This is a genomic window from Aeromonas sp. Marseille-Q7275 (assembly GCF_965119515.1).
On sequence record NZ_CBCPLW010000003.1, the window covers coordinates 291073 to 315415 of the forward strand.

Here is a 24343-nt window from a genome sequence, read left to right on the forward strand (position 1 = left end):
TCTTTCATCTCAGAAAGTTATGTTGTTTGCCGCGCAAGCGGCGTGTCTGTTTCAAAGGGGGAGTGCAATGCGCCTCGATCGCCTGACCAGCAAATTCCAAGTCGCTATTTCCGATGCCCAGTCTCTCGCACTGGGTCGTGACCACCAATTCATCGAACCCGTCCACCTGATGACAGCCCTGCTCAATCAGGATGGCGGCTCCATCCGCCCGCTGCTGACCCTGACCGGGATGGACATCAATGCCCTGCGCTCCCGTCTCGGCGAGGAGCTCGACCGCCTGCCCAAGGTGAGCGGCGTCGAAGGGGACGTGCAGCTTTCCAACGGCCTCGGTCGCCTGCTCAATGTCTGTGACAAGCTGGCCCAGCAGCGCAAGGATCAGTTCATCTCGTCCGAGCTGTTCGTGCTGGCAGCCCTCGACGAGAAGGGCAACCTGGGGGAGCTGCTGCGCGCCCAGGGGCTGACCAAGGAAAAACTCGAGCAGGCCATCGACAAGGTGCGTGGCGGCAAGAAGGTGGATGATGCCAACGCCGAGGAGAACCGCCAGGCGCTGGAGAAGTACACCATAGACCTCACCGAGCGGGCCGAACTCGGCAAGCTCGACCCCGTCATCGGGCGGGATGAAGAGATCCGCCGCACCATCCAGGTGTTGCAGCGCCGCACCAAGAACAACCCCGTGCTGATCGGTGCCCCCGGCGTCGGCAAGACCGCCATCGTCGAGGGACTGGCCCAGCGCATCATCAACGGCGAGGTGCCTGAGGGGCTCAAGAACAAGCGGGTGCTGTCGCTGGACATGGGGGCCCTGGTGGCCGGTGCCAAGTATCGCGGCGAGTTTGAAGAGCGGCTCAAAGCCGTGCTCAGCGATCTTGCCAAGGAGGAGGGCAGTGTCATCCTCTTCGTGGACGAGCTGCACACCATGGTCGGCGCCGGCAAGGGCGAGGGGGCCATGGACGCTGGCAACATGCTCAAACCCGCCCTGGCCCGTGGCGAGCTGCACTGCGTCGGTGCCACTACCCTCGATGAATATAGGCAGTATGTGGAGAAGGATGCCGCCCTGGAGCGCCGCTTCCAGAAGGTGCTGGTGGAGGAGCCCTCGGTGGAGGACACCATCGCCATCCTGCGTGGCCTGAAGGAGCGCTATGAGCTGCACCACCATGTGCAGATCACAGACCCCGCGATTGTGGCGGCGGCCCAGCTATCCCACCGCTATATCGCGGATCGCCAGCTGCCAGACAAGGCCATCGACCTCATCGACGAGGCGGCGGCCAGCATACGGCTGCAGATCGACTCCAAGCCGGAGTCCCTGGACCGCCTCGAGCGGCGCATCATCCAGCTCAAGCTGGAGCAGCAGGCGCTGATGAAGGAGGACGACGACGCCAGCCGCAAGCGGCTCGATCTGCTCAACCATGAGCTGACCGAGAAGGAGCGGGAATACAACGAGCTGGAAGAGGTGTGGAAGGCCGAGAAGGCCGCCCTTGCCGGTACCCAGCACATCAAGGCGGCGCTGGAGCAGGCCCGTCAGGATCTCGAGGTGGCCCGCCGGGCCGGGGATCTCGGTCGCATGTCCGAGCTGCAATATGGTCGCATCCCCGAGCTGGAGAAACAGCTGGATCTCGCCACCCAGGCGGAGATGCAGGAGACCAGCCTGCTGCGCAACCGGGTCACCGATGTGGAGATCGCAGACGTGCTGGCGCGCTGGACCGGTATTCCGGTGGCGCGGATGCTGGAAGGGGAGCGTGACAAGCTGCTGCGGATGGAAGATCAGCTGCACAGCCGGGTGATCGGCCAGGAAGAGGCGGTGGACGCCGTCTCCAACGCCATCCGCCGCTCCCGGGCCGGGCTCTCCGATCCGAACCGCCCCATCGGCTCCTTCCTGTTCCTGGGGCCCACCGGGGTGGGCAAGACCGAGCTGTGCAAGGCGCTGGCGGAGTTCCTGTTCGATACCCAGGACGCCATGGTGCGCATCGACATGTCCGAGTTCATGGAGAAGCACAGCGTGGCCCGTCTGGTGGGGGCGCCTCCGGGATACGTGGGCTACGAGGAGGGGGGTTATCTCACCGAGGCGGTACGCCGTCGCCCCTACTCGGTGATCCTGCTGGACGAGGTGGAGAAGGCGCACCCGGACGTGTTCAACATACTGCTGCAGGTGCTGGACGATGGCCGCCTGACCGATGGTCAGGGCCGCACCGTCGACTTCCGCAACACCGTGGTGATCATGACCTCCAACCTCGGCTCGGATCTCATCCAGGAGCACTACGCCGAGAAGGACTACGAGGAGATGAAGTCCCTGCTGATGGAGCTGCTGACCCGCAGCTTCCGCCCGGAGTTCATCAACCGGATCGACGAGACCGTGGTGTTCCACCCGCTCGGCGAGGATCACATCAAGTCCATCGCCCGGATCCAGCTCAAGAGCCTGATGGGTCGTCTGGAGTCCCAGGGCTTCGAGGTGGAGGTGAGCGAGGAGCTGCTGACCAAGCTGGTCCACGCCGGTTTCGATCCCGTCTACGGGGCGCGTCCCCTCAAGCGGGCCATTCAGCAGAAGGTGGAAAACCCGCTGGCGCAAGCCCTGCTCAGCGGTCGGGTCATCCCCGGCAAGCGGCTGCTGCTGGGTGCCGACAGCAACGGGCTCACCATGACCCAGTGATGGGTTGTCGACTCAAAACGCAGGCCTTGTGCCTGCGTTTTGTTTTCAGGGGGATTGAGATGCTGAAGTTTTCCGTCTTGGTGGATGATGAGGTTCATCTGCCTGGTTGTCTGCCCGAGCGAGGGTTGGCGCTGCTGCTGGAGTGTGACGGCCTCAGGGTGCTGTTCGACAGTGGTCGGGGCCGGGCGCTGCGCCATAACGCCGCCGTGATGGGGGTCGATCTCGGTTCCCTCACCCACGTCGTGCTGTCCCACGGTCATTACGACCATGTGGGTGGCTTAGGCTCCCTGCCCGTCTATCCCGAGCCCATCCCGTTGATCGCCTGTCCGGATGTGTTCAATGAGCGGGGCTACTTCCTGCCGTTGCTGCCCCGGCGCTACAACCTCTACCGCCTCTCGGGCGATCTGGATCCGCAACAACTGGCGGCGAGAGGGTTGCTCCCTCACTGTTCGGCCGAGCCGGTCTGGCTGTCCGAGCGGCTGGTGTTCCTGGGATCCATACTGCGACGGGATCAGGCCAGACCCTCCTTGCTGGGTTACATGGTGCGAGGCGGGCGAGTGGAGAAGGATCTCATCAGCGACGACTCGGCGCTGGTCTACAAGAGCGAGCAGGGCCTCATCGTTTTCATCGGCTGCGGCCATGCCGGGGTCGAGAACATAGTGCAGCGGGCCAGGGAGGTGTGTGCCGACGATAGAGTGCACGCCGTCATCGGCGGCCTGCACCTGAAATTTTCCGGCCCGCGGCGGGCGGCGGCGCTGGGGTCCTATCTGCAACGGGAAGGGGTCGGCAGCCTCTTTGCCTGCCACTGTACCGGCAAGCGGAAGGTGGGGCTGCCACGGCAAACCCAGATAGGGGCGGGTTTTGAGCATGTGTTCCCGTCCCAGAAACAGTGAGCCTGAGCCTGGGGGGAAGCGAGCCCAGTCAGCGCGGCGACGGTGGCGATGAGGCCATCGGCCAGCACCACGCCTGCCCTCGGGCTGGCGTTTTTTATTGTCGCAGCATGTTGGCGTTAACATGGCGATAACTATTGGTCATCGAATTGTGGTGATAGGCTTCATACCATTAATGACGCCATTGTCATTGTCATTGTCAGGAGAGGGAGCCTTTGCCAATGAGAACACGATTTTCGCTCATGTTGCTGTGCAGCAGCCTGGTGCCCCTGGCGGCACAGGGGGCGCAAGCGATCGAGGATGTGCCCCAGATCTGCGCCACCTGCCACGGGATGAACGGCGTGCCCAAGGAGTCGAACATCCCCAATCTCTGGGGGCAGTCGGAGGCCTACCTGAGCGAGCAGCTGCGGGCCTTTCGCAGCGGCAAACGGGTCAGCGACTTCATGAATCCCATCATCTACCAGTTGAGCGACGAGCAGATAGCCCGGGCGGCCAGCCATTTTGCCAGCCAGGCCGCCGCCAAGGAGGTGAGTCTGCACTGGAGCGGCGACAAGTGGCCCGGGGACATGGAGACGGGGGAGCGGCTGGCCCTGGCCGGCAAACCCGAGCGCAATCTGCCGGCCTGCGTGGCTTGCCACGGCCCGAGTGGCGTCGGCGTCATGCCCCTGTTTCCCCGTCTCGCCGGTCAGGATCCCGCCTACCTCAAGCGGCAGTTGATCTACTGGAAGGCCGACAAGCGCCCGCTTGGCGCCATGGGCTCCATGCCTGCCATCGCCAAGTCCCTCAGCGAGGCGGAAATGGACGCGGTGGCCAACTACTTCGCGGCGCAGGGGGTGGCGAAATGAAGTATGCATATCTGATGGCCTGCCTGTTGGCCGGTCTGGCTCATGGCGCAGCGTTCGAGGATCAGTTCAGCGTCCCGCTCGGGGAGAAGGCGCCCGATGGCAACTACCACAAGGTGCCCGACTGGTCTGCCGTGCCGGAGGGGGAGATGGGAGCGGCCATCAAGCGTGGCTACAGCCTGTTCGTCAACACCCAGCAGCTCAAGGGGGAGGGCCAGCCGGGGAACGGCTTGCAGTGCAGCAACTGTCACCTGGGCGCCGGCATCATTGCCGGTGCCAGTCCCATGTGGGGGGCTTATCCGGCCTATCCCGCCTATCGCAAGAAGAACAACAAGGTGAACACCTATGAGGATCGGCTGCAAGGCTGTTTCCTCTATTCGATGAATGCCAGAGAGGGCCAGCCCCCCGCCTATGACAGCCAGGCGATCCGGGATCTGGTGGCCTACTCCTACTGGCTGGCGAGCGGCGCCCCCATCAGTGACAAACTGCCAGGGCGCAACTTCTTCGCCATCGCCACACCTCCTCAGGCCCCCGACTTCAAGCGGGGCCAGAGTGTCTATGCCGAGCGGTGTGCCGATTGCCACGGCAACGAGGGGGAGGGCAAGAAGGTGGCGGATCGCTACGTCTTCCCACCCCTGTGGGGCAAGGAGAGCTACAACTGGGGCGCGGGCATGCACGGCATCGACAAGGCGGCCGCCTTCATCAAGAGCAACATGCCGCTCTCCCAGGGAGGGAGCCTGAGCGATCAGCAGGCCTGGGATGTCTCCCTTTACATCAACAGCCACGAGCGCCCTCAGGATCCCAGGTTCAAGGGGGATCTCGGCCAGACCACCAAGGCGTTCCATGGCACCTACTCCCAGTACGGCTTGCCTTCCCCGGTGGATGGCCACCTGCTGGGCAGCAAGGCATATTGAGGGCAGAGGCAGGACTACAGAGGGGCTCAGGCCCCTTTTTTCATGGGGCGCCCGGCTGCAGGCAAAAAAAACGGCAATCCGAGGATTGCCGGGAGGAATGTATTCGATGCGACCTTGCGTGGGTTGAGCGGGTCGCAGGGGCAAGCCCCGGTTTCGCAGAGGGGCATCCAGGATGCCCCTCTCCTTACAGCCTGTCCGGACTGCGCTCTTTCAGTCCGCACCGCCACACACCTTCAGCATCCGGCATGGGTTGCCGGATGCCATCAATCTGCTTACAGCATGCCTGGGATAGCTGCCTTCATCTCGGATGGCCGGACGCCGACCTGTATCTGCTGGTCGATGTGCTCCTCTGTGCCGACCCGGGATGACCCTATGCCCATGACCTGCTTACAGCATGCCCGGGACGGCAGCCTTCATCTCGGATGGCCAGACGCCGACCTGTATCTGCTGGTCGATGTGCTCCTCTGTGCCGACCCGGGATGACCCTATGCCCATGACCTGCTTACAGCATGCCCGGGATGGCGGCCTTCATCTCGGATGGCCAGACGCCGACCTGGACCTGACCTATGTGCTCTTTTTGCAGCAACAGCATGGCCAGACGGGATTGGCCTATGCCGCCGCCTATGGTTTGCGGCATCCGTGCGGCCAGCAGGTCCTGGTGCCAGTCGTACTGCAGGCGATCCTCGTCGCCGGTGATGGCGAGCTGGCGGCGCAGGGCCTCGGCGTCCACCCGGATCCCCATGGAGGAGATCTCGAAGCTGTCTTCCAGCACAGGGTTCCACACCAGGATGTCACCGTTCAGGCCGGCCAGACCCAGTTCGCTCTCGCTGCTCCAGTCGTCATAGTCCGGGGCGCGCACGTCGTGGCGCTCGCCGTGGGAGAGGGTGCCGCCGATGCCGATCAGGAACACGGCCCCCAGCTCCTTGGCGATGGCGCGCTCGCGCCCCTTGGCGTCGAGAGCCGGGTAACGGGTCAGCAGCTCTTCGCTGTGCAGGAACTGGATCTCCGCCGGCAGGAAGGGGGTCAGCTCGTGCTCGGCGCAGACCGCGCGCTCTGTGGCCTTGATGGCGGCCCAGATGCCGCGCACCGTCTCCTGCAGGTAGGCCAGATCCCGGCGCTCGCCCGGCATCACCTTCTCCCAGTCCCACTGATCGACGTAGACGGAGTGGATGGGGGTCAGCCTGTCCTCGTCCGGACGCAGAGCCTTCATGTGGGTGTAGATGCCCTCACCCGGGCCGAAACCGAAGCGGCCCAGGGTCTGGCGCTTCCACTTGGCCAGGGAGTGCACCACTTCGTAGCTGTGCTGCGGCAGGGTCTTCACCTTCACTTGCACCGCATTCTCGTGGCCGGAGAGGTTGTCCTGAGTGCCATCACCGACCCTGCTCAGAATGGGGGCTTGCACCTCCATCAGGCCCAGTTGCTGGGCGAGCTGGCGGGAGAACATCTCTTTGACGAAGCTGATCTGTTGTTGGCTGCGAATGTAGTGCTGTTTCATGGGAAATACCTGTTTCAAACCCGTTGGATGTGGCGATTCTTCAACAGATTGCGCACTAAATTCAATATTCGATAATAGAAATAGGCTTTGCGTATTTTTTTGTTCAAAATGTCCGGGATTTTACTGATATATCGTCAACGGGAGTGCAAAAAAGTGTCGGAAAATTATCGGATCGATAATCTCGATCAGGCCATCCTCACCGCCCTGATGGAGAATGCGCGTATTCCTTACGCCGAGCTTGCAAAACAATTGCTGGTCAGCCCGGGCACCATCCATGTGCGGGTGGAGAAGATGAAGCAGGCGGGGATCATCGAGGGGACCCGGGTACAGGTGAACCCCAAGAAGCTGGGTTACGACGTCTGTTGCTTTATCGGCATCAATCTGAAGAGTGCCAAGGATTACCCCTCGGCCTTGGCCAAGTTGCAGGCGCTGGACGAGGTGGTGGAGGCCTACTACACCACGGGCCACTACAGCATCTTCATGAAGGTGATGACCCGCTCCATCGACGAGTTGCAGACCGTGCTGATCCACAAGATCCAGACCATAGACGAGATCCAGTCCACCGAAACCCTGATCTCCCTGCAAAATCCCATTCTGAGAGACGTGAAGCCCTGACCGACTGATCAGGGTGCGATATAGGGGATGCCGTACTTGTGGTAGAGGGCCTTGAGCCGGCCATCCTGTTTCATGTGCAGCAGTTCGGCGTCATAGGCCGCCATCAGGGCCGGGGTGTCGGCATCGGCCCGGGAGCGGGTCCAGACATTGAAGTAGGGGCTGGTCTTGAGGGGTTTTGGAAGGTAGCCGAGCCTGCCCTCCAGCCCCTCTTCTTTTATCTGGGTGAAGGCGGTGACCAGGGACATGGGAACCAGATCGATGCGCCCGGCGATCAGCTTGCGCAGCTGCAACTGGTTGATGGGGATCTCCTGGAAGCGATAGGCCGGGTCGGCCATGGCCGCCGTGAGCGCGGGGGTGTAGGAGAAGTCCCTGGTGACACCGATACGCCAGGGCTTGAGATCGACCAGGCTATCGTAGTGGATCTTCTCCATGTCGGCCTTGCGCACGAAGAAGTGCCAGCTATGGAGCATATGGGCCTGCTTGGGATAGAGCAGATAGGCCTCCCGCTCCGGTTTGTAGGAGTGGCTCAGCAGCAGGTCATAGACGCCGCCCTCGGCGTTGCGGGTGAGTCTGGCACCGGAATCGAGCAGCTCTATCCTGATGGGGACCCGGAGGACGCCAAAGATGGTGGTGACCAGATCCACATCCAGCCCTCGTGGCTGCCCTTTCTCATCCAGCCACTTCAGGGGGGGCTCAAGAAGGCCGCCAATGACCAGCTCCCTGGCCGACAGCCAGCAGGGCAGCAGCAAGCAGAACACGAGCAAGATTCGCAAATCACATCTCCTGAACACTCGGGGCTGGTTTATGCGCAACGGGGTATAGTGACCAGCAGATACCTGACAAGAGACGACCCCGGATGGCAAACCCTGAAGTAGAAAGCGAACTGGATGGCATCGACAGGCTCTCTGTCCGTCTCTATCGTCTCGGTCTGAGTCTGACAGCTTTGCTGCTGTTGTGTCGAGGGGTTGGCTTGCTGGGGGGACCGGTGCCCCTGTCTCCCTCCGTCTGGCTGACCATGCTGGTGGTGACCAGCGGCCTGTGTGGATTCTGCCTGCACATTTATGACAAGCGGGTCCGGTTTCTCCTGCAGGGGCTGGCCTGGGGCGGCGTGATGCTGGCCGCCTGCGGCGCCCCCGCCATCCTGGTGCTGGGGGCGGCCCTGGCCACCCTTAGTGGCCTGGCGTTCAAGGAGCAGTTCTGCTTCGCCATCCCGGGTATCAGGCTCTTGCCTCTGTTGTTACCCCTGCTGTGGCTGCTGGAGTGGACCCGCTTTGCCTGGGCCACGGCCCTGGTTGCTCTGGCGAGCGGCCTGCTGCTTGGCCTGCTCAGTCTGGCCAAGTGGCGCATGCCCCTGCATTTCGATATCGGCGATCGGGGACGCTACCAGCTCTAGGTGGCCTGGCACTGCTTCATCTGCGCGTTGAGGGCCTGCATCACCTGCCGACGGTTGATGATGCCGATCACCTTGCCCCCTTCCAGTACCGGATAGACCTTGGGCCTGGCCCCCGTCATCTGGCGGGCGAGATCCAGGATGCTGTCGTCCGGGCTGACGAACAGCGGGGTGCGGCTCATCAGATCCTCCACCCGGGTGCGGCTGTCGCAGTGATAGCTGCCGGTGAGCAGGCTGGGAATGCAGTCCTGCTCGGAGAGGAATCCGATCAGCCGTTTCTGATCATCCAGCACCGGCAGGCCGCTCGCGTCAGCCTGATGGAGTCTGTCGAGGGCCTCGGCCAGGCCGAGTTGCGGGCTGAGGAAGTGGGTCGGGCGGCTCATGTGATTGCGGATCTGCAGCATCTGGGTGGCTCCAAAAGGGTTAAAGTGGTGTCACTATGTCCGCTGGATGGCGGACGGGGCCAATGGCTTGTGCCGTGGAGATTGATAGGCAGGGCCCCGGGTCGGCAAGCACTGACAGAAGGAGAGGTTATGCGTGCATTGGTAACGGGCTGTGGCCGTCGGCTGGGATTCTACCTGTGCGAACAGCTGGTGGCCGCAGGCTGGCAGGTGACGGGCAGCTATCGCAGCGAGCGGCCCGAGCTGGCCCGCTTGCGGGATCTGGGGGTGGAGCTGGTGCAGGCGGATTTCGCCCTGGAAGGAGATGTGGCCCGCCTTGCCACGGCGCTGGGTGCCCATGACGATCTGGCGTTGATCATCCACAACGCCTCGGCCTTTGAGCCGCAGGCCGGTGAGCCAGCGGCGCAGCTGGCGCAGTTCGAGCAGTTTTATCGGGTGCATATGGCGGCCCCTTTCCAGCTGAACCGCGCGCTGGCACCCAAGCTGGCAGGCAATCCCAACGCCAGCATCATCCACATCACCGACATCTACATTCACGCGCCGGCACCCCAGTTCGCCGCCTATGTGGCCACCAAGGCGGGGGCCCATTCGCTGGCCATGAGCTTTGCCCGGGAGCTGGCACCCGAGGTGCGGGTCAACACCATAGAGCCCGGCCCCATACTGTTCCTCGATGAACATGGGGACGCTTGGCGCCAGCAGGTGCTGGCCCGAACGCCGCTGGCGAGGGAGGGGGGACTGGAGCCCATCTGGCAGGCAGTCAGGCTCTTGATGGCAAACGACTATATGACGGGGGCCAGCATCCGGGTGGACGGTGGCCGGGCCCTCGCCGTCATCTAGACGTCATGAGCGCGTCGTTGAATGAAGCGATGGCGGGAGTCTGATCGGGCTCCCGTCGTGATGATCCAGCAGGGTGACTAGTGGTGGCGAATGGTCGCCTGATGGGCAGGCAGGTCCGGGTGCACGGCGGCCAGCTCCTGACGCTGTTCGGCGGGTTGGCGCAGGGTCACGGGCTGCTGGCCGAAGTTCAGCGGCGCAAACACCTTGCTGGTCTGCATACGCAGCGTCACCTTGTGGGCGCCGACCCGCCCTCCCTCATACATCTCGGCCAGCAGATCCCCGAGATAGGCATCCACCCCGACCCCGGCGAAGGCATCCCTCTCGTGGCTGGCCAGGATGTCGATGTCGAGGGGCCTGTCCGTCACCTTGCACAGGGGATTGCCGCGATCCCGCCCATGGGCCAGCTCCATGGTGACGAATTCGGCTTTCAGCTGGGCGGCGGAGAGCTCGCTCTGGACGACGAACAGGCAGTTGAGAAAGTCATGGCGCGACTGCATCCCCACCGGTTTGGTCTGGATCACCGAGCTCAGACGCAGCTGGCCGAAGCGGGCCAGCAGCTCTTCCACGGCCTGGCTGACGTGCTGGGTGGGGTCTAGGTTGGATCCAATGCTGCAGAGGTAAAACATGGTTGCCATTCCTTGGGTTGGGCTCGTCTGAAATATATACGCAGCTCACGGTTATCGGATTTACTATGAATTAACATGCCGTTATCTGTTGTGATCCAACTCTGATTGGCAGAAAGGAGGTTCATATGAGTGTTGAAATGAAGTGGGCGCTGTTGACCGCCTCAGGTGCCCTGGCAGTGATCCTGATAATCTGCCTGGCGTCCGTCGGTCTGGCGTGAATCCGGACCCCGAGTGCAATCAAACCGGCCCCCTGGCCGGTTTTGCTTTTTCATGGAGTGCGGATATGCTGGCCCACCCATGACGAATCGAGACAGCAGAAGATGACCAAGGTTCGGCCCCGTTCCCTGCTCCAGGTGGTATTGATGGGCTTCGTGCTGGTGCTGATGCCCCTGGGGGGCATGATCTGGCACGACAGCCAGGCGCTCTCCCATCTGGGCCAGCTGACCAGCGACGAGATGGAGCGGGCGGTGCGGGATACCCGCCGGGCGACCCTGCTCACCACCCAGGCCATCGATCTGGAGCGCACCTTGCGCCGCTATGCGGTGCTGGGGGACGAACGCATCCTCGGCAGCTATCAGCAGCAGCTGGCCCGCTATCGCGAGCTGCTCGCCACCCATCGGCAGTCCATCCCGGATGCCGCCGCCTACACGGATCTCGAGGCCACCCTGGCCTGGCTGGATGGCTTGCAGGATCTGCGCAAGGCCAGACAGGAGGCGACCAGCCCCAAGTTCACCCGGTTCAATGAGCTCAACCAGCAACTGGAAGTGGTCACCCGCAGCCAGGTCGATGAGCATGTGGCGGGCATGCGGGCGGCCATCGCCGAGCTGAGGAAGGAGATCTGGTGGGTGAGCGGCTTCGTGGCGGGGCTCAGCCTGTTGCTGGTGCTGCTGTTTACCTACCTCATCATCCACCCCGTGCGTCAGATTGAGTCGCGGATCCTGAGCCTGGGAGCCGGTGTCGAGCCGGACAAGCGCCCGGTGGATGGCCCCGCCGAACTGGTGCTGCTGGGAGAGCGGATCGGCTGGCTGCACGACAAGCTCAAGGAGCTGGAACAGCAGAAGTACCAGTTCCTGCGCCACGTCTCCCACGAGCTGAAGACCCCCCTTGCCGTGCTGCGGGAGGGGGCGGATCTGCTCTCCGAACAGCTGGTGGGGCCGCTCAACGGGGATCAGCAGGAGATCTGCCAGATGCTGGAGGAGAACAGCCGCCGGCTGCAGACCCTGATCGAGCGCCTGCTCGATTTCAACCGCCTCAGCCAGCAGGAGGTGTTCAGCCTGACGGCGGTGCCGTTGGCCCCCTTGCTGTCAGAATTGTCTGCAGAATACCGGCTGGCGCTGGAATCCAAACAAATCAGTGTACACTTGCCGCCCGAACCCATCAGCCTGCAGGCCGAGCCCTATCGTCTGCGACTCATCCTCGACAACCTGTTTTCCAACGCGGTCAGTTATGGCGCCAAGGGTGGCCAGATCTGGATCCGTGCCGGCCAGGATGCCAACGGCAGCTGGCTGGAGGTGGCCAACGAAGGGCCCGTCATCCCGCCAGACGAGCGGGAGCGGATCTTCGAGCCCTTCGAGCAGGGCAGCATAGTGCGCCAGGGGTTGTTGAAAGGATCCGGGATGGGCCTCTCCATCGCCCGCGAGTCGGCGATGAGTCTGGGGGGCGAGCTTAAATTAATAGAGGATAAACAGGCCGATGTCTGTTTCCGGCTGGATTTGAACGTGCGGCCAAGCTGACGGGCGCGGTGGCCACCCCGCAGGTGCGGGCGGCGCCTTGACACAGAATATGAGAGGAACGGGCAGGTGCCTGTTCTCCACCAGGATCTGAAGTGACATTCAAGATGAAACGATTCGTTGTACCCGTATTGATGATGAGCCTGCTCGCAGGCTGCTCCCTGCTGCCATCGCGCAGCCTGACAGAGCCCTCCGAGCAGGTCCTCGCCAAGCGGATGGAGTTCGCCAACAAAGAGATGCAGGTGCGCCTGCAATACTCCGACTGGCTGCTGGCCAGCCGTCCCCAGCAGCGGGCGCAGGAGCGCGAGCGGCTGGCCGGTGCCACCGATCTCGAGAGCCGGGTCAGCCTGGCCATGGTCAACACCCATCCGTCCGAGTCGGTGGCGAGCCGCCGGGCCGGGCTGGACAAGCTCAAGGCCCTGCTGCCCGAGCTCGGCCTGGATGCCCAGGCCTTCCTGCGCAGCTGGATAGCCCTCGGCGAGGAGCTGCTGGCCCGTGACAGTCGCCGCGACGATCAGAGCCAGGAGGTGCAGCGTCTGCGCCGCCAGATAGAGCAGCTCTCCGCCATCGACGAACAGCTCAACCAGCGCAAACTCAATGGGGGCGCCCAGCCATGACGTGCCGAGGGCGTGCAAGGCAGGGAACAACAACAGGTCTTCAGGGTAAAGGGGTGAGAGCATGAGTCGCATTCTGCTGGTGGACGACGATGCCAGCCTGCTCAAACTGATGAGCATGCGCCTGCGCAGTCAGGGTTACGAGGTGGATACCGCCGACAGTGCCGAGGGGGCGCTGGACAGGTTGCGCCAGCAGCGGGCCGATCTGGTGCTGAGCGACCTGCGGATGGGCGGCATGGACGGGCTGGCGCTGTTCGAGCGGATCCAGTCCCAGTGGCTCGGCATGCCGGTCATCATCATGACCGCCCATGGCACCATCCCCGACGCCATCCAGGCGACCCGTTCCGGGGTGTTCAGCTTTCTCACCAAGCCCATCGACAAGGACGAGCTGCTGGTTACCATAGAGCACGCCCTGAGTCTGACCCGCCCGAAACAGCAGCATGAGTGGCAATCCCTCATCCAGACCCGCAACCCCCAGATGGAGCAGTTGCTGATCCAGGCGAGCAGCATCGCCGCCATGGAGGTGCCCGTGCTGATCCTGGGCCCTTCGGGCTCCGGCAAGGGGGTGATGACCCAGGCGCTGCATCAGGCAAGCCGTCGCCGTGACCAGCCGCTGCACACCATCAATTGTGCCGCGCTGCCCTGGCCTGTACTGGACTTGCAGCTGTTTGGCGAGGATGGACAGTCCGGCCTGTTCGAGCAGGCCAAGGGGGCGACCCTCTTCCTCGACGAGATAGGGAATCTGTCGGAGTCGTTGCAGGCCAAGTTGCTGCAGGTGCTGGCGGAATATGGTCAGGGCACCCCCGAGGTGCGGGTCATCAGCTCCAGCCATCAGGATCTGGTCACCGCCATGGAGGAGGGGCGTTTCCGGGAGGATCTCTTCTACCGCCTCAACGTGGCCAACATCACGCTGCCACCCCTCAGCGCCCGCAGCGAGGATATCCCCCTGCTGGCGCGCCAGGCGCTGGACGACTATCGCAGTCGCCACGACAACTGCGCCGCCCTCGGCTTTTCGCCGGAGGCGCTGGCCCTGCTGGCGGCGGCGGCCTGGCCCGGCAACGTCCGTCAGCTCTATGGGGTGGTGGAGCAGCTCGCCAGCCTCTGCTGCAGCCCGGTGATCGGCGCCGCCATGGTGGAATCGGCCCTGAGCGGTGGCGTCGGCGGCATTCCCTCGTTCAACGAGGCCCGCGCCGAGTTCGAGAAGGAGTATCTGATCCGCCTGCTGCGCACCACGGAGGGGAATGTGACCCTGGCGGCCAACATGGCGGGAAGAAACCGCACCGATTTCTACAAGTTATTGAATCGGCACGGTATCGAGGCGGCAAACTTCAAATCGAAGGGATGAGAGAGGCGGGGGCGGCCGGTCAGTGACTTGCCGCTCCCCTTGTTCAGGCCGGGTCGGTCACGCCAGTGCTGGCCTGGGTTTTGCGGGAGAGCCAGAGGCCGCTCGCCTTCATCAGGTAGCCAAAGAGCGCGCCTATCACCAGAGAGGGCAGGATGAGCCGCCACTCCCCCGCCGCCCCGAAGGTGGCGCAGCAACCGGCGAAGGTGCCGGGAATGTAGCCCAGCCACTGCTGCCTGGCCTGCACGCACATCAGGGTCGCCACCACACCCGTCATCAGATAGCCCGCCATGCCGGCCCCCCACCAACCTTCGCCGTGGATCAGCAGCAGTGCCCACAGCATGCCGCTGGCATTGCACAGCAGGGTCTGCAGCAGCGCCTTGTAACCGCCGCTCGAGGCGAAATAGCTGGTACAACCGAGGAAGCCGACCCAGGAGATGAGGCCGAGGGCGGCGGCCAGTCCGCCCCAGACGGCGGAGAGGATCCCGGTCGTGATGGCGATGGCGATCAATGGGCTCATGGCATGACTCTCAGTGGTTGAATTCGGAAAAGGAGGCAGCCTACCCTTCGGCAAGGGGGCGGCAAGCAGGGGCCGGATTGTGTGTGATCTCCGTCACTCTTTTCAACTCGGGAATACGCTTGCGCTCGCGAAAAAAATTCATTGGAGGCGTCCTTGGCCTTCGACCATAGTTAGAGGCCCTGTCCTGCTCATGGAGTGAGTCTGATGGTGCCAAACGTGATAGTCCCCCTGCTGGTATTCATTCTGCTGTTCCTGGTCGGCACCATGGCCAAGGCACTGCCTCTTTACCAGCCCATGTAAATTTGTGTGAAATAAAACTCGGCCGGGGCGGGTCTTATGGTTGTCAGCCTCATCGCCCCGGGAGTTTTCCATGTTGATCAAGCGCCGTACCTCTCATCACCTCACCGAACAGGATGTCACGCCGGAAGCCGTCTATCAGGATCGCCGACTCATTCTGAAAGGGCTGGGACTGAGTGCCGCCACCCTGGCATTTCCCACCCAGGCCAGCCTGCTGGATCTCTTCTCCACCGAGGAGTCGACCCCGGCACCTGCCACCAAACCACTCAATTACAAGGCTGCGACCCGGCAGGACGGATTGACCCTGACGCCGCTGGAGAAGGCGACCAGCCACAACAACTTCTATGAGCTCGGCACCGACAAGGGGGATCCGGCCCGCAACGCCCACTACCTCAAGCCCGAGCCCTGGACGCTCAAGGTGGAGGGGGAGGTGGCCAACCCCTTTACCCTGGATGTGTGGGATCTCATCAACAAGAGCACCCTGGAGGAGCGGATCTACCGGCTGCGCTGCGTGGAGGCCTGGTCCATGGTGCTGCCCTGGAGCGGCATCCCGCTGGCGGATCTGATCCGCCGTGCCGAGCCCAACAGTCGCGCCAAGTTCGTGGCGTTCGAGACCCTCTATGATCCCGAGCAACTGCCGGGACAGGCCTCCCGCTCCCTCGGCGGCGGTATCGATTACCCCTATGTGGAGGGCTTGCGCCTCGACGAGGCGATGCACCCGCTCGCCTTCCTGGCGATGGGGCTCTACGGCAAGACGTTGCCCGCCCAGAACGGGGCGCCCATCCGGCTGGTGGTGCCCTGGAAGTACGGCTTCAAGAGCATCAAGAGCATCGTCTCCATCCGTCTGGTGGAGGAGATGCCTCCCACCACCTGGAACCTGCTGGCACCGAACGAATATGGTTTCTATGCCAACGTCAATCCCGAAGTGGATCATCCGCGCTGGAGCCAGGCGAGCGAGCGCTTCATCGGCGAGGGGGGCATCTTCGGCGCCAAGCGCCAGCCGACCCTGATGTTCAACGGCTATGGCGACGAAGTGGCCTCCCTCTATCAGGGGATGGATCTACGCAAATGGTATTGAGACTGACGCTCTGCCCGCATGGTCTTGTGCCCCCTTCTCCCCTGGCGGGAGAGGGGATGAGAAGCGGGAAAAACATAACGGGAACTGCGATATGACGCCGAGACTGAAAACAGCCCATATCAACGGCTTGCGCCTGCTGGTACACCTGGCCTCGCTCGGCTTTCTGCTCTGGCTGGGCTATGCGGTGCCGGCCGGGCTGCTGGGGGGGGATCCGGTACAGGGGCTGACCCACTACCTCGGCAAGGGAGCCCTGCACCTGCTGCTGCTCACCCTGCTGGTGTCGCCGCTGGCCAAACGCTGGCGCCAGGGGCAGCTCATCAAGCTGCGCCGCCCCCTCGGGCTCTGGTGCGCGACCTGGGCCGGCTTGCATTTCATGGTGTGGCTGGGGCTGGATCTGCAGTTCGACTGGGGACTGATCGGCGGCGAGCTGGTGAAGCGCAGCTACATAGTGGTGGGCATGGTGGCGCTGTTGTTGCTGCTGGCGCTCAGCATCACCTCGATCCCGGCCCTGCTGCGGGTCATGGGGCCAAGCTGGCAGAAGCTGCACAACTGGATCTATGCGGTGGCCCTGCTGGTGCCGGTGCACTACTGGTGGTCGGTCAAGAGTGGCTGGCAGGAGCCCCTCATCTACCTGTTGCTGGCGGGGGGGCTGTTGTGGCCGCGGCGGGAGAAGCTGCTGCGTCCCTGGCGCCAGCGCCGGCAGCAGCGCCAGAAACTGAAAGAGGCGTGACTGGTCACGCCCTCTTCCTCGCGCAGCGCACCTGGCAAAAGAGGCCTAATCGGCCTCTTTTTTGGTGATCTCTCCGCTGTAGGCATCGACCTGCAGCTGTACTCGCCTATCGTCGGCGTCCAGGGTTTCCACCTCGAATTTGTCCCCTTCCAGCTCGACTTCCCGAATGTCGTGGTACCCTTGTGCCAGCAACAGCTTGACCAGGGCCGGCATGTCGAGACGCGCCTGAGCCGCCCAGCCAAGGGTGGAAAAAAGGCAGAGGATCAGCAGGATACTGCGTGGGATCATATTCATTCCGGATTCATGGCTGGCACACTATAAACGGCATTATGTTAGGTTTTGAGAGATGAATCACCCATGAATAGCGCGCTGCCCCTGCTTGGATTGCTGCTGCCGATGCTGGCCCAGGCGGCCCAGCCGAACGAGGCCTTGCTGCAACAGGCGGTCAGCGAGGGGCGGATCCGACCTTTTCATGAGTTGATGGAGGTGGCTTCCCGCCTGCCGGTGCGCGTACTGCGCGTCGATCTGGGGGAGGAGGACGGGGTCTGGCTCTACGAGCTTCGGCTCATCGACGACGAGAACAGCGTCATCAAGGTGGGCTATCGCGCCGACAACCTGGAGATGGTGTGGCTCAAGGGTCATCATCTGGAGCGCCTGTTCGAGCCTCGCCCGCCCCCGGAAGAGGAGTGATCCGCCGCATGCTCCCCGCCCTGATGACTCGTCCCCCAATCGCCGCCGCGACAGGCGCAACTCTGCTTTGGATACCCATTTATGCGAATTCTGATAGTTGAAGATGAAAAGATCCTGGCAGGCCAGCTGGCGGAACAGCTGCGCCTGTCCGGGTTTGTGACCGATCTCTGCCACGATGGCAACGAGGCGGGTTTTCTCGGCGAGACCGAACCCTACGACGCCATCATTCTGGATCTCGGCCTGCCGGGTCGCGATGGCCTGAGCGTGCTCAAGGAGTGGCGCAGCAAGGGGATAGACACACCCGTGCTGGTGCTGACTGCCCGTGGCCAGCTGCACGAGAAGATAGAAGGGCTCAACGCCGGGGCGGACGACTACCTCACCAAGCCGTTCCAGGTCGCCGAGCTGGTGGCCCGGGTACAGGCCCTGGTGCGGCGGGCGGCGGGCAACGCCAGCTCCATCCTGGAGATTGGCGGGGTGAGGCTCGACATGGCGGCGTCTCAGGTATGGTACGAAGGGACCCCGATCAAGCTCACCGCCCACGAGTTCCGGGTACTGGGTTACCTGATGCAGCACAGGGGCAAGGTGGTGTCCCGCAGCGAGCTGATCGACCACATCTATGCCCAGGATTTCGATCGCGACTCCAACACGGTCGAGGTGTTCATCGGCCGGATCCGCAAGAAGACCCACGCCGATCTGATCGAGACGGTGCGCGGTCTCGGCTACCGGATCAACGAGTGAGACGGGCGTTGATGCCAGCACGGCTGGGGGGCGGTGAATGAGGCTGGTGCGTACCCTGCGGGGACGGTTGGTGGCCATAGCACTGGTCTGGTGCGGGCTCTTCCTGTTCGCCACCGGCTTCAGTCTGCAGACCATGATGCGCAACTACTGGCAGGAGGCGGAAGCCGACGGCCTGCGGTTGCAGCTCTACGATCTGCTCTCCCGCCTCGAGATCCAGCCCGACGGCCTGCCCGTGGTCACCGAGCCCATGGCGGATCCCCGTTTCCGCCAGCCCTATTCCGGCTATTACTGGCAGCTTGAGCTGGGGGATGCCGTAGTCAGCCGCTCCCGCTCCCTGTGGGATGTACACCTGAGCGCCCACGGCCTGAAGTCGGCCTTTGGGGATCCGGATCTCTTCGTCGGCAAGGGGCCCAACAAGGAGCCCTTGCTGATCATGACCCGCACCGTGCTGCTGCCGGGCTCTGACAAGGTGTTTACCCTGGTGATGGCCAAGGACAGCAGCGCCCTGACCCAGACCCTGAAGAAGACCCGGATCAGCCTGTTCCTCGGTCTCGGCTTTGCGGCCGCCGGTCTGGTGCTGGGCTTCATGTTCCAGATCGTCTACGGCCTGCGGCCGCTCCATCTGCTGCGCCGCGAGCTGGGCCGGGTTCATCAGGGCCATCAGGAGGGGTTCAGGCTGCGCTATCCGCTGGAGATCCAGCCGCTGGTGGAAGACATCAACCGCCTGCTGCACCACTACGGCGAGCTGCTGCAGCGGGCCCGCTCCCACACCGGCAACCTGGCTCACGCCCTCAAGACGCCGCTCAGCATAATGCGCAATCAGGTGGCCCAGCTGCCCCCCGAGGATCAGGCCGCCATCGGCGAGCAGCTCGACCAGATCCAGCGCCACATCGACTATCACCTCGGCAAGGCGCGGGTCACCGGGGCCGCCAAGATCCTCGGGGTCTCGACCCCGGTGCGGGCGCGGGTGGAGTACATCTGTCGCGCCTTCTCCCGTCTCTACCCGGGCAAGACGGTGGACCTGCAGGTGCCGGCCAACCTGGCGGTCGGGGTGGAGGAGCAGGACTTTGACGAGATGGTGGGCAACCTGCTGGAGAACGCCTTCAAGTGGTCCGCCAGCGAGCTGCGCATCTCCAGCGCCGAGCTGGGGGGCTGGATCACCCTGCGTATCGAGGACGACGGCCCCGGCATGAGCGAGGATCAGATAGCCAAGGCGGTGCTGCGCGGGGTGCGCCTCGACGAGAAGGTGCCGGGATCCGGGCTCGGCCTCAACATAGTGTCAGACCTGGCCGAAGCCTATCGTGGCAGCCTCATCATGGGGCGCGCCGAGCTGGGAGGGCTTGCCGCCTCCCTCTCCCTGCCCAAGGTGGCCAGGGTAGACGGTTAGCGTACGTATGAGCGAGGCGGTCCGGCATGGGCCGCTCGGGCCCGGGTCGTCCTCCGAGGTAGCATGGGGGGCGCACCAGGCATAAGATAGAGTCCTTAATTCAAGTGGTAGGAAGGGTAGCAATGACTGACGATCCATGGGCGCTGTGCCATCTCGATGATTCGTTCGATGCCTCCGTGCTGGGTACCAAGGGGGCCCAGATCCAGTGGTTTGAGGACAGGGAGTCCCTGATCCAGTTCCTGTTGGAGGACTTTGTCGATCTGCTGGCCGATGTGGGCGAACTGGACGAGGATCAGACCGAGAGCGCCCGCGAGCGCTTCACCCTGCTGGTGGAGCAGAGTCAGGACGATCGCACCCTGATGGATGCCATCAACGATCTCGCCTCCGGCCTGCGCCGCATCGCCTGGCTGGGGCCGCTCTCCGAGCTTGCCGAGATCAGCGACGACTTCGCGAGCGGCCTGCGCGCCTTCTTCTGGACCCAGTATGATGGGGACGAGGATGACCCCGAAGCCTGGGTGCCGGAAGAGCTCTGGCCCCAGCTCGTCGAGTGTGCGGAAGAGTACATGGCTGAGGGAGACTTCTGATCCACCTTGGCTGCGCTCTGGCTGCAAGGCGTGTGGAGTGTGCACAAGAGTACATGGTTGAGGGAGACTTCTGAGTCACATCGGAAACCACGATAAAAAACGGCGCCTTATGGCGCCGTTATTGTTTTCACCCGGGATCAGGCGTTGGCCGGTACCTCATGGGCTGTGTTGACGAGTTCTGGCCCGCTGTATTTCTCGATCTGCAACTGGGCCATGTGACCGCAGTTGCCTTGCGCCAGGCTGGAAGAGCCCTCGTCGAAGGTGAGGCAGTTGACGTTGCCGTTCTTGCAGATGGCGCCCACCTCGCCCGGTTTGGCCGGATCGAACCAGGCTCCTTCGCAGATCCGCACCACGCCGGGGCGAATGTCTTTCGAGAGCAGCGCCCCCACCAGGATCTGGCCGCGCTCGTTGAAGGCGCGCACCAGGTCCCCGTCCTGGATGCCGCGGCTCTTGGCGTCGTCCGGGTGGATCAGTATGGCCTCCCGATCGGCGATGGCGAACTTGTCCCGCAGGGGGGTGTTGTCCAGCTGGGAGTGCAGCCGCTGGGTCGGGTGCGAAGTGTTGAGCGACAGCGGATAGCGCGCGGCTGCCTCGCTCTTGACCCACTCTTTGGGCTCATACCACTTGGGGTGACCGGCGCAGTCGGCATAGCCCATGCCGGCTACCGTGTTGGAGAAGATCTCTATCTTGCCGGACGGGGTGCCGAGCGGGTTGAGCAGCGGGTTCTCGCGAAAATCGGCGTGACGGATCCACTGGCGGTTCGCCTCCGGGATCGGGAAACGGATGTAGTTGTTGGATTCCCAGAACATGCTGAACGGCGGCAGCGCGACCCGGGCACCCCGGGCCTGGGCGGCCATGCCGTCGTACATCTGCTTGAGCCACAGCATCTCGTCCTTGCCCTCGGTATAGGCCTCCTGCAGGCCCAGCTTGGCGGCGATGGCGCTGAAGATGTCGAAGTCGTTGCGGGCCTCATGCTGGGGCGGCACGCATTGGTGCATGGGGAACACATAGCGCTGGGAGTAGTCGCCCCCCATCTCCAGATCGTTGCGCTCGTAGCTGGTGGTGACCGGCAGCACTATGTCGGCGTGCTTGGCGGTGGCGGTCCAGTAGGGCTCGTGGACGATCACGGTCTGGGGCCTGCGCCAGGCCTGCAGCAGGTTGTTGGTGTCCTGGTGGTGGTGGAAGGGGTTGCCCCCCGCCACGTAGACCAGCTTGATGTCCGGATAGGTCACCTTGCGGCCGTTGAAGTCGATGGTCTTGCCCGGATTGGCGAGGCAGTCGGCGATGCGCGCCACCGGAATGGGGGCCGGGCTGTTCTTGGGGGCGTTGCCGGCGGAGATGCCCGCCAGAATGCCGCCCTTGGCGGTGGGGCTGCCACCGGAGGAGTAGTGATAGCTGAAGCCGTAGCCGCCCCCCGGCAGGCCGATCTGGCCCAGCATGGCCGCCAGTGTGACCAGCATCCAGTTGGGCTGCTCCCCGTGGTGCTGCCGCTGCATGCCCCAGCCGGCCATGATCATGGTGCGCTTGGCCGCCATGTCGAGGGCCAGCTGGCGAATCACCTTGGCCTCGACGCCGCAGACGGTGCTCGCCCACTCGGCGCTCTTGGGCTGACCGTCGTCCTGGCCGAGCAGGTAGGCGAGGAACTTGTCAAAGCCGACGGCGTAGCGATCGAGGAAGGCCTGATCGTGCTTCTGCTCGCTATAGAGGGTGTGGGCCACCCCCAGCATCATGGCCACGTCTGTGTAGGCGTTGGGGGCTATCCACTCGGCGTTGGCCAGCTTGGCGGTCTCGTTGTAGACGGGGTCGATGCTGATGACCCGGGTGCCTTTCTCTTTCAGTGCCTTGAAGCCTGCCTGACCCTCGTGATCCGGCATGTTCCAGCTGTTCTTCAGGGTGACCTGGGCGTTGACCCCCCAGAGCACCACCAGTTCGGCGTGCTCCACCACGTTCGGCCAGGCGGTCTGCTGCTCGTATACCTCGATGGAGCCCATCACGTGGGACATGATCACCTGGGCCGCACCGGTGGAGTAGTCCCCGGCATAGCCGGTGAAGCCCCCGGCGAGGTTCATCAGGCGGTGCAGCAGGGTGCGGCTGTTGTGGAACATGCCCACACTCTTCCAGCCATAGGAACCGGCGTGGATCGCCTGGGGGCCGACGTCGCGCTGGACCCGCTGGATCTCGCCGGCCACCAGTTCGATGGCCTGCTCCCAGCTCACCCGCACCCACTCGTCGGCGCCGCGCAGCTCGGGTTTGGCGCCCGGGCCGTGCTCCAGCCAGCTCTTGCGTACCATGGGGTACTTGATGCGGTTCTTGGCATGGACCTGGAACGGCGCCATGTCGATGAGGTCGTTCGGCGCCGGATCGTCGGCCACCGGCTGGACCCGCACCATGCGGCCATCGGCGACTATGGCCTCGAAGGCTCCCCAGTGGGCGCCGGTCAATATGCCCTTCTGGGCGGGGACCAGGGTGGGGAACTGCTCAAGCGCGGTGCTGATGGCCTGGGCCAGGGCGTGCTTCGGGAACAGGGCACCGAGCAGGGGCAGGGCGGCACAGGCCCCCATGCCCTTGAGCAGGCTGCGGCGGGACAGATTGGTCTGTTGATCATTGAAAAAAGTCATATCGAATTCCTCTGTTCCAGCCTTAGTGTGCCGCGCTCATGTCACTGGCGTGTTTCTGCACGTATTGGGTCAGCATGCGAGCCTGCTCCGGGGTGAGGGAGGTACGGGACTCCATCCCCTTGATGACGCCTATCCACTGGTTGGCATTGAAGTGATCCAGCGCGGTCAGACCGTGGCAGCCGGTACAGTTGTTGGACATCAGGGTGGCGGCGTATTGCCACAGCTTGCCCTGATCGCCGATGAGCTGGTTCTGATCCACCCAGGCGGTCAGGCTGACCTGATGCCAGGTGAGGTTGGTGGCGCTGTCGGTCTCGCTCTTGCCGGTGACCAGCGCCTGCTTGGCGGCATCGCCGACCAGCACGCTCAGGATGCGCTTGCCGGGGGCGGCGTAGAACACCTCGCTCACCCCGTCCTGCTGCCAGCCCTCGATCTGCACCTGGGCGCGGCCGTTGTCGTTGGCCAGGATCTCGACCTGGGTCGACGGCATCAGGGTGCCCTCGTCCGTGGTGGCCTTGGCATCGAGGAACAGGGGGGTGGTGGCGATGGCGTAACGGGTGGTGACGCTGGCCGGGGTCTGGGCCGCGGCGGCAGCCAGTTCACTGGCACCGGCGGCGGCCAGACCGCTCATGTCAGGCATGATGTGGGCGACGCCGCGGTGGCAGTCGATGCAGGTCTGGCCCTCCTTGATGGCGACCGGGTGCTCGGCGCGGGCGTTGGGGCGCTGGGCCAGGATGTCCATGGCGGCGTAGCTGTGGCAGCTGCGACAGGTGGCGGAGTCGTTGGCCTTGAGCTGATCCCAGACCGTCTGGGCCATGCGCAGCTTGTGGTCTTTGTATTTCTCAGGAGTATCGAGCGTGCCGATCGCCTCGTGATAGATGTCCTTCACGGCGCGGATCTTGGTCCAGAGGTAGGAGGCGGGCTCATTGGGAATGTGGCAGTCGGCGCACTCTGCGCGGATCCCCTTCACGTTCTGGAAGTGGACGCTGCCCTGATACTCGGCGAGCGGTGTCTGCATGGAGTGGCAGGAGACGCAGAATTCGGTGGAGCTGGTCTTGTGCAGCACTGTGACTGTCACTCCCAGTGCCGCGACGCCCAGCAGGGCTCCGAGCAGCAGGAGCCAGAACCAGGTCTTTCTCAACATTTTTCCAAGCATGGTGCAGTGTCCTTCGAATCGGGTATTACCAATATAGTAGTAGTCTTGGTGGGTGAGGGGTTGACCTCGGTTATGCTTTTTATTCTTTAAATTGGTTGTTTTTGGTTTTAAGTTTCACCAAAACACTATTGTTTGAATTTAAATCAAATTCAGAGGGTTAACTTTGTCAGTTTAGGCTTATTTGGCGCTCGGTGGGTCATCAGATCCGCAC

25 protein-coding genes are annotated in these 24343 nt (G+C 63.4%); 17 read left to right on the top strand and 8 right to left on the bottom strand.

Annotation, left to right across the window (positions count from 1 at the left end):
* The first annotated feature begins 67 nt into the window (after positions 1-67).
* From clpB to ACWPWQ_RS05185, 4 genes are all read left to right on the top strand, one after another.
* Complete coding sequence (gene clpB, locus ACWPWQ_RS05170) at positions 68-2641, top strand: ATP-dependent chaperone ClpB (protein ID WP_202047611.1); 2574 nt, start codon at positions 68-70, stop codon at positions 2639-2641.
* A 59-nt stretch (positions 2642-2700) separates the two neighbouring features.
* Complete coding sequence (locus ACWPWQ_RS05175; protein ID WP_454009168.1) at positions 2701-3534, top strand: MBL fold metallo-hydrolase; 834 nt, start codon at positions 2701-2703, stop codon at positions 3532-3534.
* A 218-nt stretch (positions 3535-3752) separates the two neighbouring features.
* Positions 3753-4376: a c-type cytochrome gene (locus ACWPWQ_RS05180; protein WP_319913938.1), complete on the top strand. Its 624-nt coding sequence runs from the start codon at positions 3753-3755 to the stop codon at positions 4374-4376.
* Positions 4373-5287 carry a c-type cytochrome gene (locus tag ACWPWQ_RS05185; protein WP_454009169.1) on the top strand — a complete coding sequence of 305 codons (915 nt, stop codon included), beginning with the start codon at positions 4373-4375 and terminating at the stop codon, positions 5285-5287. Before ACWPWQ_RS05180 ends, ACWPWQ_RS05185 begins: the two co-directional genes overlap by 4 nt.
* A 502-nt stretch (positions 5288-5789) precedes the next feature.
* Here ACWPWQ_RS05185 and asnA read toward each other — a convergent pair.
* The gene (gene asnA, locus ACWPWQ_RS05190) at positions 5790-6782 is read right to left on the bottom strand and encodes an aspartate--ammonia ligase (RefSeq protein WP_454009170.1); all 993 of its coding nucleotides are present in this window, start codon (positions 6780-6782) and stop codon (positions 5790-5792) included.
* Positions 6783-6935: 153 nt separating this feature from the next.
* Between asnA and asnC the strand changes: the two genes are divergently transcribed.
* A complete protein-coding gene (gene asnC / locus ACWPWQ_RS05195) occupies positions 6936-7397 on the top strand; it encodes a transcriptional regulator AsnC (RefSeq protein ID WP_139437917.1) in 462 nt (153 codons plus the stop codon).
* Positions 7398-7405: 8 nt separating this feature from the next.
* Here asnC and ACWPWQ_RS05200 read toward each other — a convergent pair whose 3' ends face one another.
* Positions 7406-8161 carry a substrate-binding periplasmic protein gene (locus ACWPWQ_RS05200; RefSeq protein WP_446699553.1) on the bottom strand — a complete coding sequence of 252 codons (756 nt, stop codon included), beginning with the start codon at positions 8159-8161 and terminating at the stop codon, positions 7406-7408.
* 92 nt (positions 8162-8253) lie between these two features.
* Between ACWPWQ_RS05200 and ACWPWQ_RS05205 the strand changes: the two genes are divergently transcribed.
* On the top strand, positions 8254-8790 hold the full coding sequence (locus ACWPWQ_RS05205; RefSeq protein ID WP_429161934.1) for a DUF2301 domain-containing membrane protein: 537 nt from the start codon (positions 8254-8256) through the stop codon (positions 8788-8790).
* Here the strand turns inward: ACWPWQ_RS05205 and ACWPWQ_RS05210 are convergent.
* Entirely contained in the window at positions 8787-9191 is a 405-nt protein-coding gene (locus ACWPWQ_RS05210; protein ID WP_265435022.1) for a CBS domain-containing protein, read from the bottom strand. The genes ACWPWQ_RS05205 and ACWPWQ_RS05210 overlap by 4 nt on opposite strands.
* 129 nt (positions 9192-9320) lie before the next feature.
* On the opposite strand from ACWPWQ_RS05210, the gene ACWPWQ_RS05215 reads away from it, so the two are divergent.
* On the top strand, positions 9321-10025 hold the full coding sequence (locus ACWPWQ_RS05215; protein ID WP_139437910.1) for an SDR family oxidoreductase: 705 nt from the start codon (positions 9321-9323) through the stop codon (positions 10023-10025).
* 77 nt (positions 10026-10102) lie between these two features.
* Here the strand turns inward: ACWPWQ_RS05215 and ACWPWQ_RS05220 are convergent, their stop codons facing one another.
* Positions 10103-10651 carry a 2-amino-4-hydroxy-6-hydroxymethyldihydropteridine diphosphokinase gene (locus ACWPWQ_RS05220; RefSeq protein ID WP_404837341.1) on the bottom strand — a complete coding sequence of 183 codons (549 nt, stop codon included), beginning with the start codon at positions 10649-10651 and terminating at the stop codon, positions 10103-10105.
* Positions 10652-10776: 125 nt separating this feature from the next.
* On the opposite strand from ACWPWQ_RS05220, the gene cydH reads away from it, so the two are divergent.
* From cydH to ACWPWQ_RS05240, 4 genes are all read left to right on the top strand, one after another.
* Positions 10777-10869 (top strand): cytochrome bd-I oxidase subunit CydH, encoded by a 93-nt coding sequence (gene cydH, locus ACWPWQ_RS05225; RefSeq protein ID WP_106885551.1) that lies wholly within the window; start codon positions 10777-10779, stop codon positions 10867-10869.
* A 102-nt stretch (positions 10870-10971) separates the two neighbouring features.
* On the top strand, positions 10972-12384 hold the full coding sequence (locus ACWPWQ_RS05230; RefSeq protein ID WP_139437906.1) for a sensor histidine kinase: 1413 nt from the start codon (positions 10972-10974) through the stop codon (positions 12382-12384).
* A 104-nt stretch (positions 12385-12488) separates the two neighbouring features.
* Positions 12489-12998, top strand: coding sequence for a hypothetical protein (locus ACWPWQ_RS05235; protein ID WP_247627517.1), 510 nt, complete (start codon positions 12489-12491; stop codon positions 12996-12998).
* A 61-nt stretch (positions 12999-13059) separates the two neighbouring features.
* A complete protein-coding gene (locus tag ACWPWQ_RS05240; RefSeq protein ID WP_139437902.1) occupies positions 13060-14340 on the top strand; it encodes a sigma 54-interacting transcriptional regulator in 1281 nt (426 codons plus the stop codon).
* 43 nt (positions 14341-14383) lie between these two features.
* Here the strand turns inward: ACWPWQ_RS05240 and ACWPWQ_RS05245 are convergent, their stop codons facing one another.
* On the bottom strand, positions 14384-14857 hold the full coding sequence (locus ACWPWQ_RS05245) for a DUF1097 domain-containing protein (protein ID WP_319917421.1): 474 nt from the start codon (positions 14855-14857) through the stop codon (positions 14384-14386).
* Positions 14858-15227: 370 nt separating this feature from the next.
* Between ACWPWQ_RS05245 and msrP the strand changes: the two genes are divergently transcribed.
* Positions 15228-16232, top strand: coding sequence for a protein-methionine-sulfoxide reductase catalytic subunit MsrP (gene msrP, locus ACWPWQ_RS05250; protein WP_454009171.1), 1005 nt, complete (start codon positions 15228-15230; stop codon positions 16230-16232).
* 91 nt (positions 16233-16323) lie between these two features.
* Positions 16324-16962, top strand: coding sequence for a protein-methionine-sulfoxide reductase heme-binding subunit MsrQ (locus ACWPWQ_RS05255; RefSeq protein ID WP_454009172.1), 639 nt, complete (start codon positions 16324-16326; stop codon positions 16960-16962).
* Between the two features lie 45 nt (positions 16963-17007).
* Here ACWPWQ_RS05255 and ACWPWQ_RS05260 read toward each other — a convergent pair whose 3' ends face one another.
* Complete coding sequence (locus tag ACWPWQ_RS05260) at positions 17008-17256, bottom strand: PepSY domain-containing protein (protein ID WP_005332668.1); 249 nt, start codon at positions 17254-17256, stop codon at positions 17008-17010.
* Positions 17257-17319: 63 nt separating this feature from the next.
* Here ACWPWQ_RS05260 and ACWPWQ_RS05265 point away from each other — a divergent pair, with 63 nt between their 5' ends.
* The 4 genes from ACWPWQ_RS05265 to ACWPWQ_RS05280 all read left to right on the top strand — a co-directional run bounded on the left by ACWPWQ_RS05265 (position 17320) and on the right by ACWPWQ_RS05280 (position 20361).
* Positions 17320-17652 (top strand): PepSY domain-containing protein, encoded by a 333-nt coding sequence (locus tag ACWPWQ_RS05265; protein WP_139437895.1) that lies wholly within the window; start codon positions 17320-17322, stop codon positions 17650-17652.
* Positions 17653-17733: 81 nt separating this feature from the next.
* Positions 17734-18390, top strand: coding sequence for a response regulator transcription factor (locus ACWPWQ_RS05270; RefSeq protein WP_025328630.1), 657 nt, complete (start codon positions 17734-17736; stop codon positions 18388-18390).
* A 37-nt stretch (positions 18391-18427) separates the two neighbouring features.
* Entirely contained in the window at positions 18428-19777 is a 1350-nt protein-coding gene (locus ACWPWQ_RS05275; protein ID WP_139437893.1) for a sensor histidine kinase, read from the top strand.
* A 122-nt stretch (positions 19778-19899) separates the two neighbouring features.
* On the top strand, positions 19900-20361 hold the full coding sequence (locus ACWPWQ_RS05280) for a hypothetical protein (protein ID WP_454009173.1): 462 nt from the start codon (positions 19900-19902) through the stop codon (positions 20359-20361).
* Positions 20362-20498: 137 nt separating this feature from the next.
* Here the strand turns inward: ACWPWQ_RS05280 and torA are convergent, their stop codons facing one another.
* Both torA and ACWPWQ_RS05290 read right to left on the bottom strand, forming a co-directional pair.
* The gene (torA, locus tag ACWPWQ_RS05285) at positions 20499-22979 is read right to left on the bottom strand and encodes a trimethylamine-N-oxide reductase TorA (protein ID WP_454009174.1); all 2481 of its coding nucleotides are present in this window, start codon (positions 22977-22979) and stop codon (positions 20499-20501) included.
* Between the two features lie 22 nt (positions 22980-23001).
* Positions 23002-24132, bottom strand: a complete 1131-nt coding sequence (locus ACWPWQ_RS05290; RefSeq protein ID WP_454009175.1) for a NapC/NirT family cytochrome c — start codon at positions 24130-24132, stop codon at positions 23002-23004.
* Positions 24133-24343 lie beyond the last annotated feature (211 nt).

Excerpts from the sequence above, each read along its gene's own strand:
- clpB (WP_202047611.1), top strand. The coding sequence starts at position 68 with ATGCGCCTCGATCGCCTGACCAGCAAATTCCAAGTCGCTATTTCCGAT.
- ACWPWQ_RS05175 (WP_454009168.1), top strand. The coding sequence starts at position 2,701 with ATGCTGAAGTTTTCCGTCTTGGTGGATGATGAGGTTCATCTGCCTGGT.
- ACWPWQ_RS05180 (WP_319913938.1), top strand. The coding sequence starts at position 3,753 with ATGAGAACACGATTTTCGCTCATGTTGCTGTGCAGCAGCCTGGTGCCC.
- ACWPWQ_RS05185 (WP_454009169.1), top strand. The coding sequence starts at position 4,373 with ATGAAGTATGCATATCTGATGGCCTGCCTGTTGGCCGGTCTGGCTCAT.
- asnA (WP_454009170.1), bottom strand. The coding sequence starts at position 6,782 with ATGAAACAGCACTACATTCGCAGCCAACAACAGATCAGCTTCGTCAAA.
- ACWPWQ_RS05205 (WP_429161934.1), top strand. The coding sequence starts at position 8,254 with ATGGCAAACCCTGAAGTAGAAAGCGAACTGGATGGCATCGACAGGCTC.
- ACWPWQ_RS05210 (WP_265435022.1), bottom strand. The coding sequence starts at position 9,191 with ATGCTGCAGATCCGCAATCACATGAGCCGCCCGACCCACTTCCTCAGC.
- ACWPWQ_RS05215 (WP_139437910.1), top strand. The coding sequence starts at position 9,321 with ATGCGTGCATTGGTAACGGGCTGTGGCCGTCGGCTGGGATTCTACCTG.
- ACWPWQ_RS05220 (WP_404837341.1), bottom strand. The coding sequence starts at position 10,651 with ATGTTTTACCTCTGCAGCATTGGATCCAACCTAGACCCCACCCAGCAC.
- cydH (WP_106885551.1), top strand. The coding sequence starts at position 10,777 with ATGAGTGTTGAAATGAAGTGGGCGCTGTTGACCGCCTCAGGTGCCCTG.
- ACWPWQ_RS05230 (WP_139437906.1), top strand. The coding sequence starts at position 10,972 with ATGACCAAGGTTCGGCCCCGTTCCCTGCTCCAGGTGGTATTGATGGGC.
- ACWPWQ_RS05235 (WP_247627517.1), top strand. The coding sequence starts at position 12,489 with ATGAAACGATTCGTTGTACCCGTATTGATGATGAGCCTGCTCGCAGGC.
- ACWPWQ_RS05240 (WP_139437902.1), top strand. The coding sequence starts at position 13,060 with ATGAGTCGCATTCTGCTGGTGGACGACGATGCCAGCCTGCTCAAACTG.
- ACWPWQ_RS05245 (WP_319917421.1), bottom strand. The coding sequence starts at position 14,857 with ATGAGCCCATTGATCGCCATCGCCATCACGACCGGGATCCTCTCCGCC.
- msrP (WP_454009171.1), top strand. The coding sequence starts at position 15,228 with ATGTTGATCAAGCGCCGTACCTCTCATCACCTCACCGAACAGGATGTC.
- ACWPWQ_RS05255 (WP_454009172.1), top strand. The coding sequence starts at position 16,324 with ATGACGCCGAGACTGAAAACAGCCCATATCAACGGCTTGCGCCTGCTG.
- ACWPWQ_RS05260 (WP_005332668.1), bottom strand. The coding sequence starts at position 17,256 with ATGAATATGATCCCACGCAGTATCCTGCTGATCCTCTGCCTTTTTTCC.
- ACWPWQ_RS05265 (WP_139437895.1), top strand. The coding sequence starts at position 17,320 with ATGAATAGCGCGCTGCCCCTGCTTGGATTGCTGCTGCCGATGCTGGCC.
- ACWPWQ_RS05270 (WP_025328630.1), top strand. The coding sequence starts at position 17,734 with ATGCGAATTCTGATAGTTGAAGATGAAAAGATCCTGGCAGGCCAGCTG.
- ACWPWQ_RS05275 (WP_139437893.1), top strand. The coding sequence starts at position 18,428 with ATGAGGCTGGTGCGTACCCTGCGGGGACGGTTGGTGGCCATAGCACTG.
- ACWPWQ_RS05280 (WP_454009173.1), top strand. The coding sequence starts at position 19,900 with ATGACTGACGATCCATGGGCGCTGTGCCATCTCGATGATTCGTTCGAT.
- torA (WP_454009174.1), bottom strand. The coding sequence starts at position 22,979 with ATGACTTTTTTCAATGATCAACAGACCAATCTGTCCCGCCGCAGCCTG.
- ACWPWQ_RS05290 (WP_454009175.1), bottom strand. The coding sequence starts at position 24,132 with ATGCTTGGAAAAATGTTGAGAAAGACCTGGTTCTGGCTCCTGCTGCTC.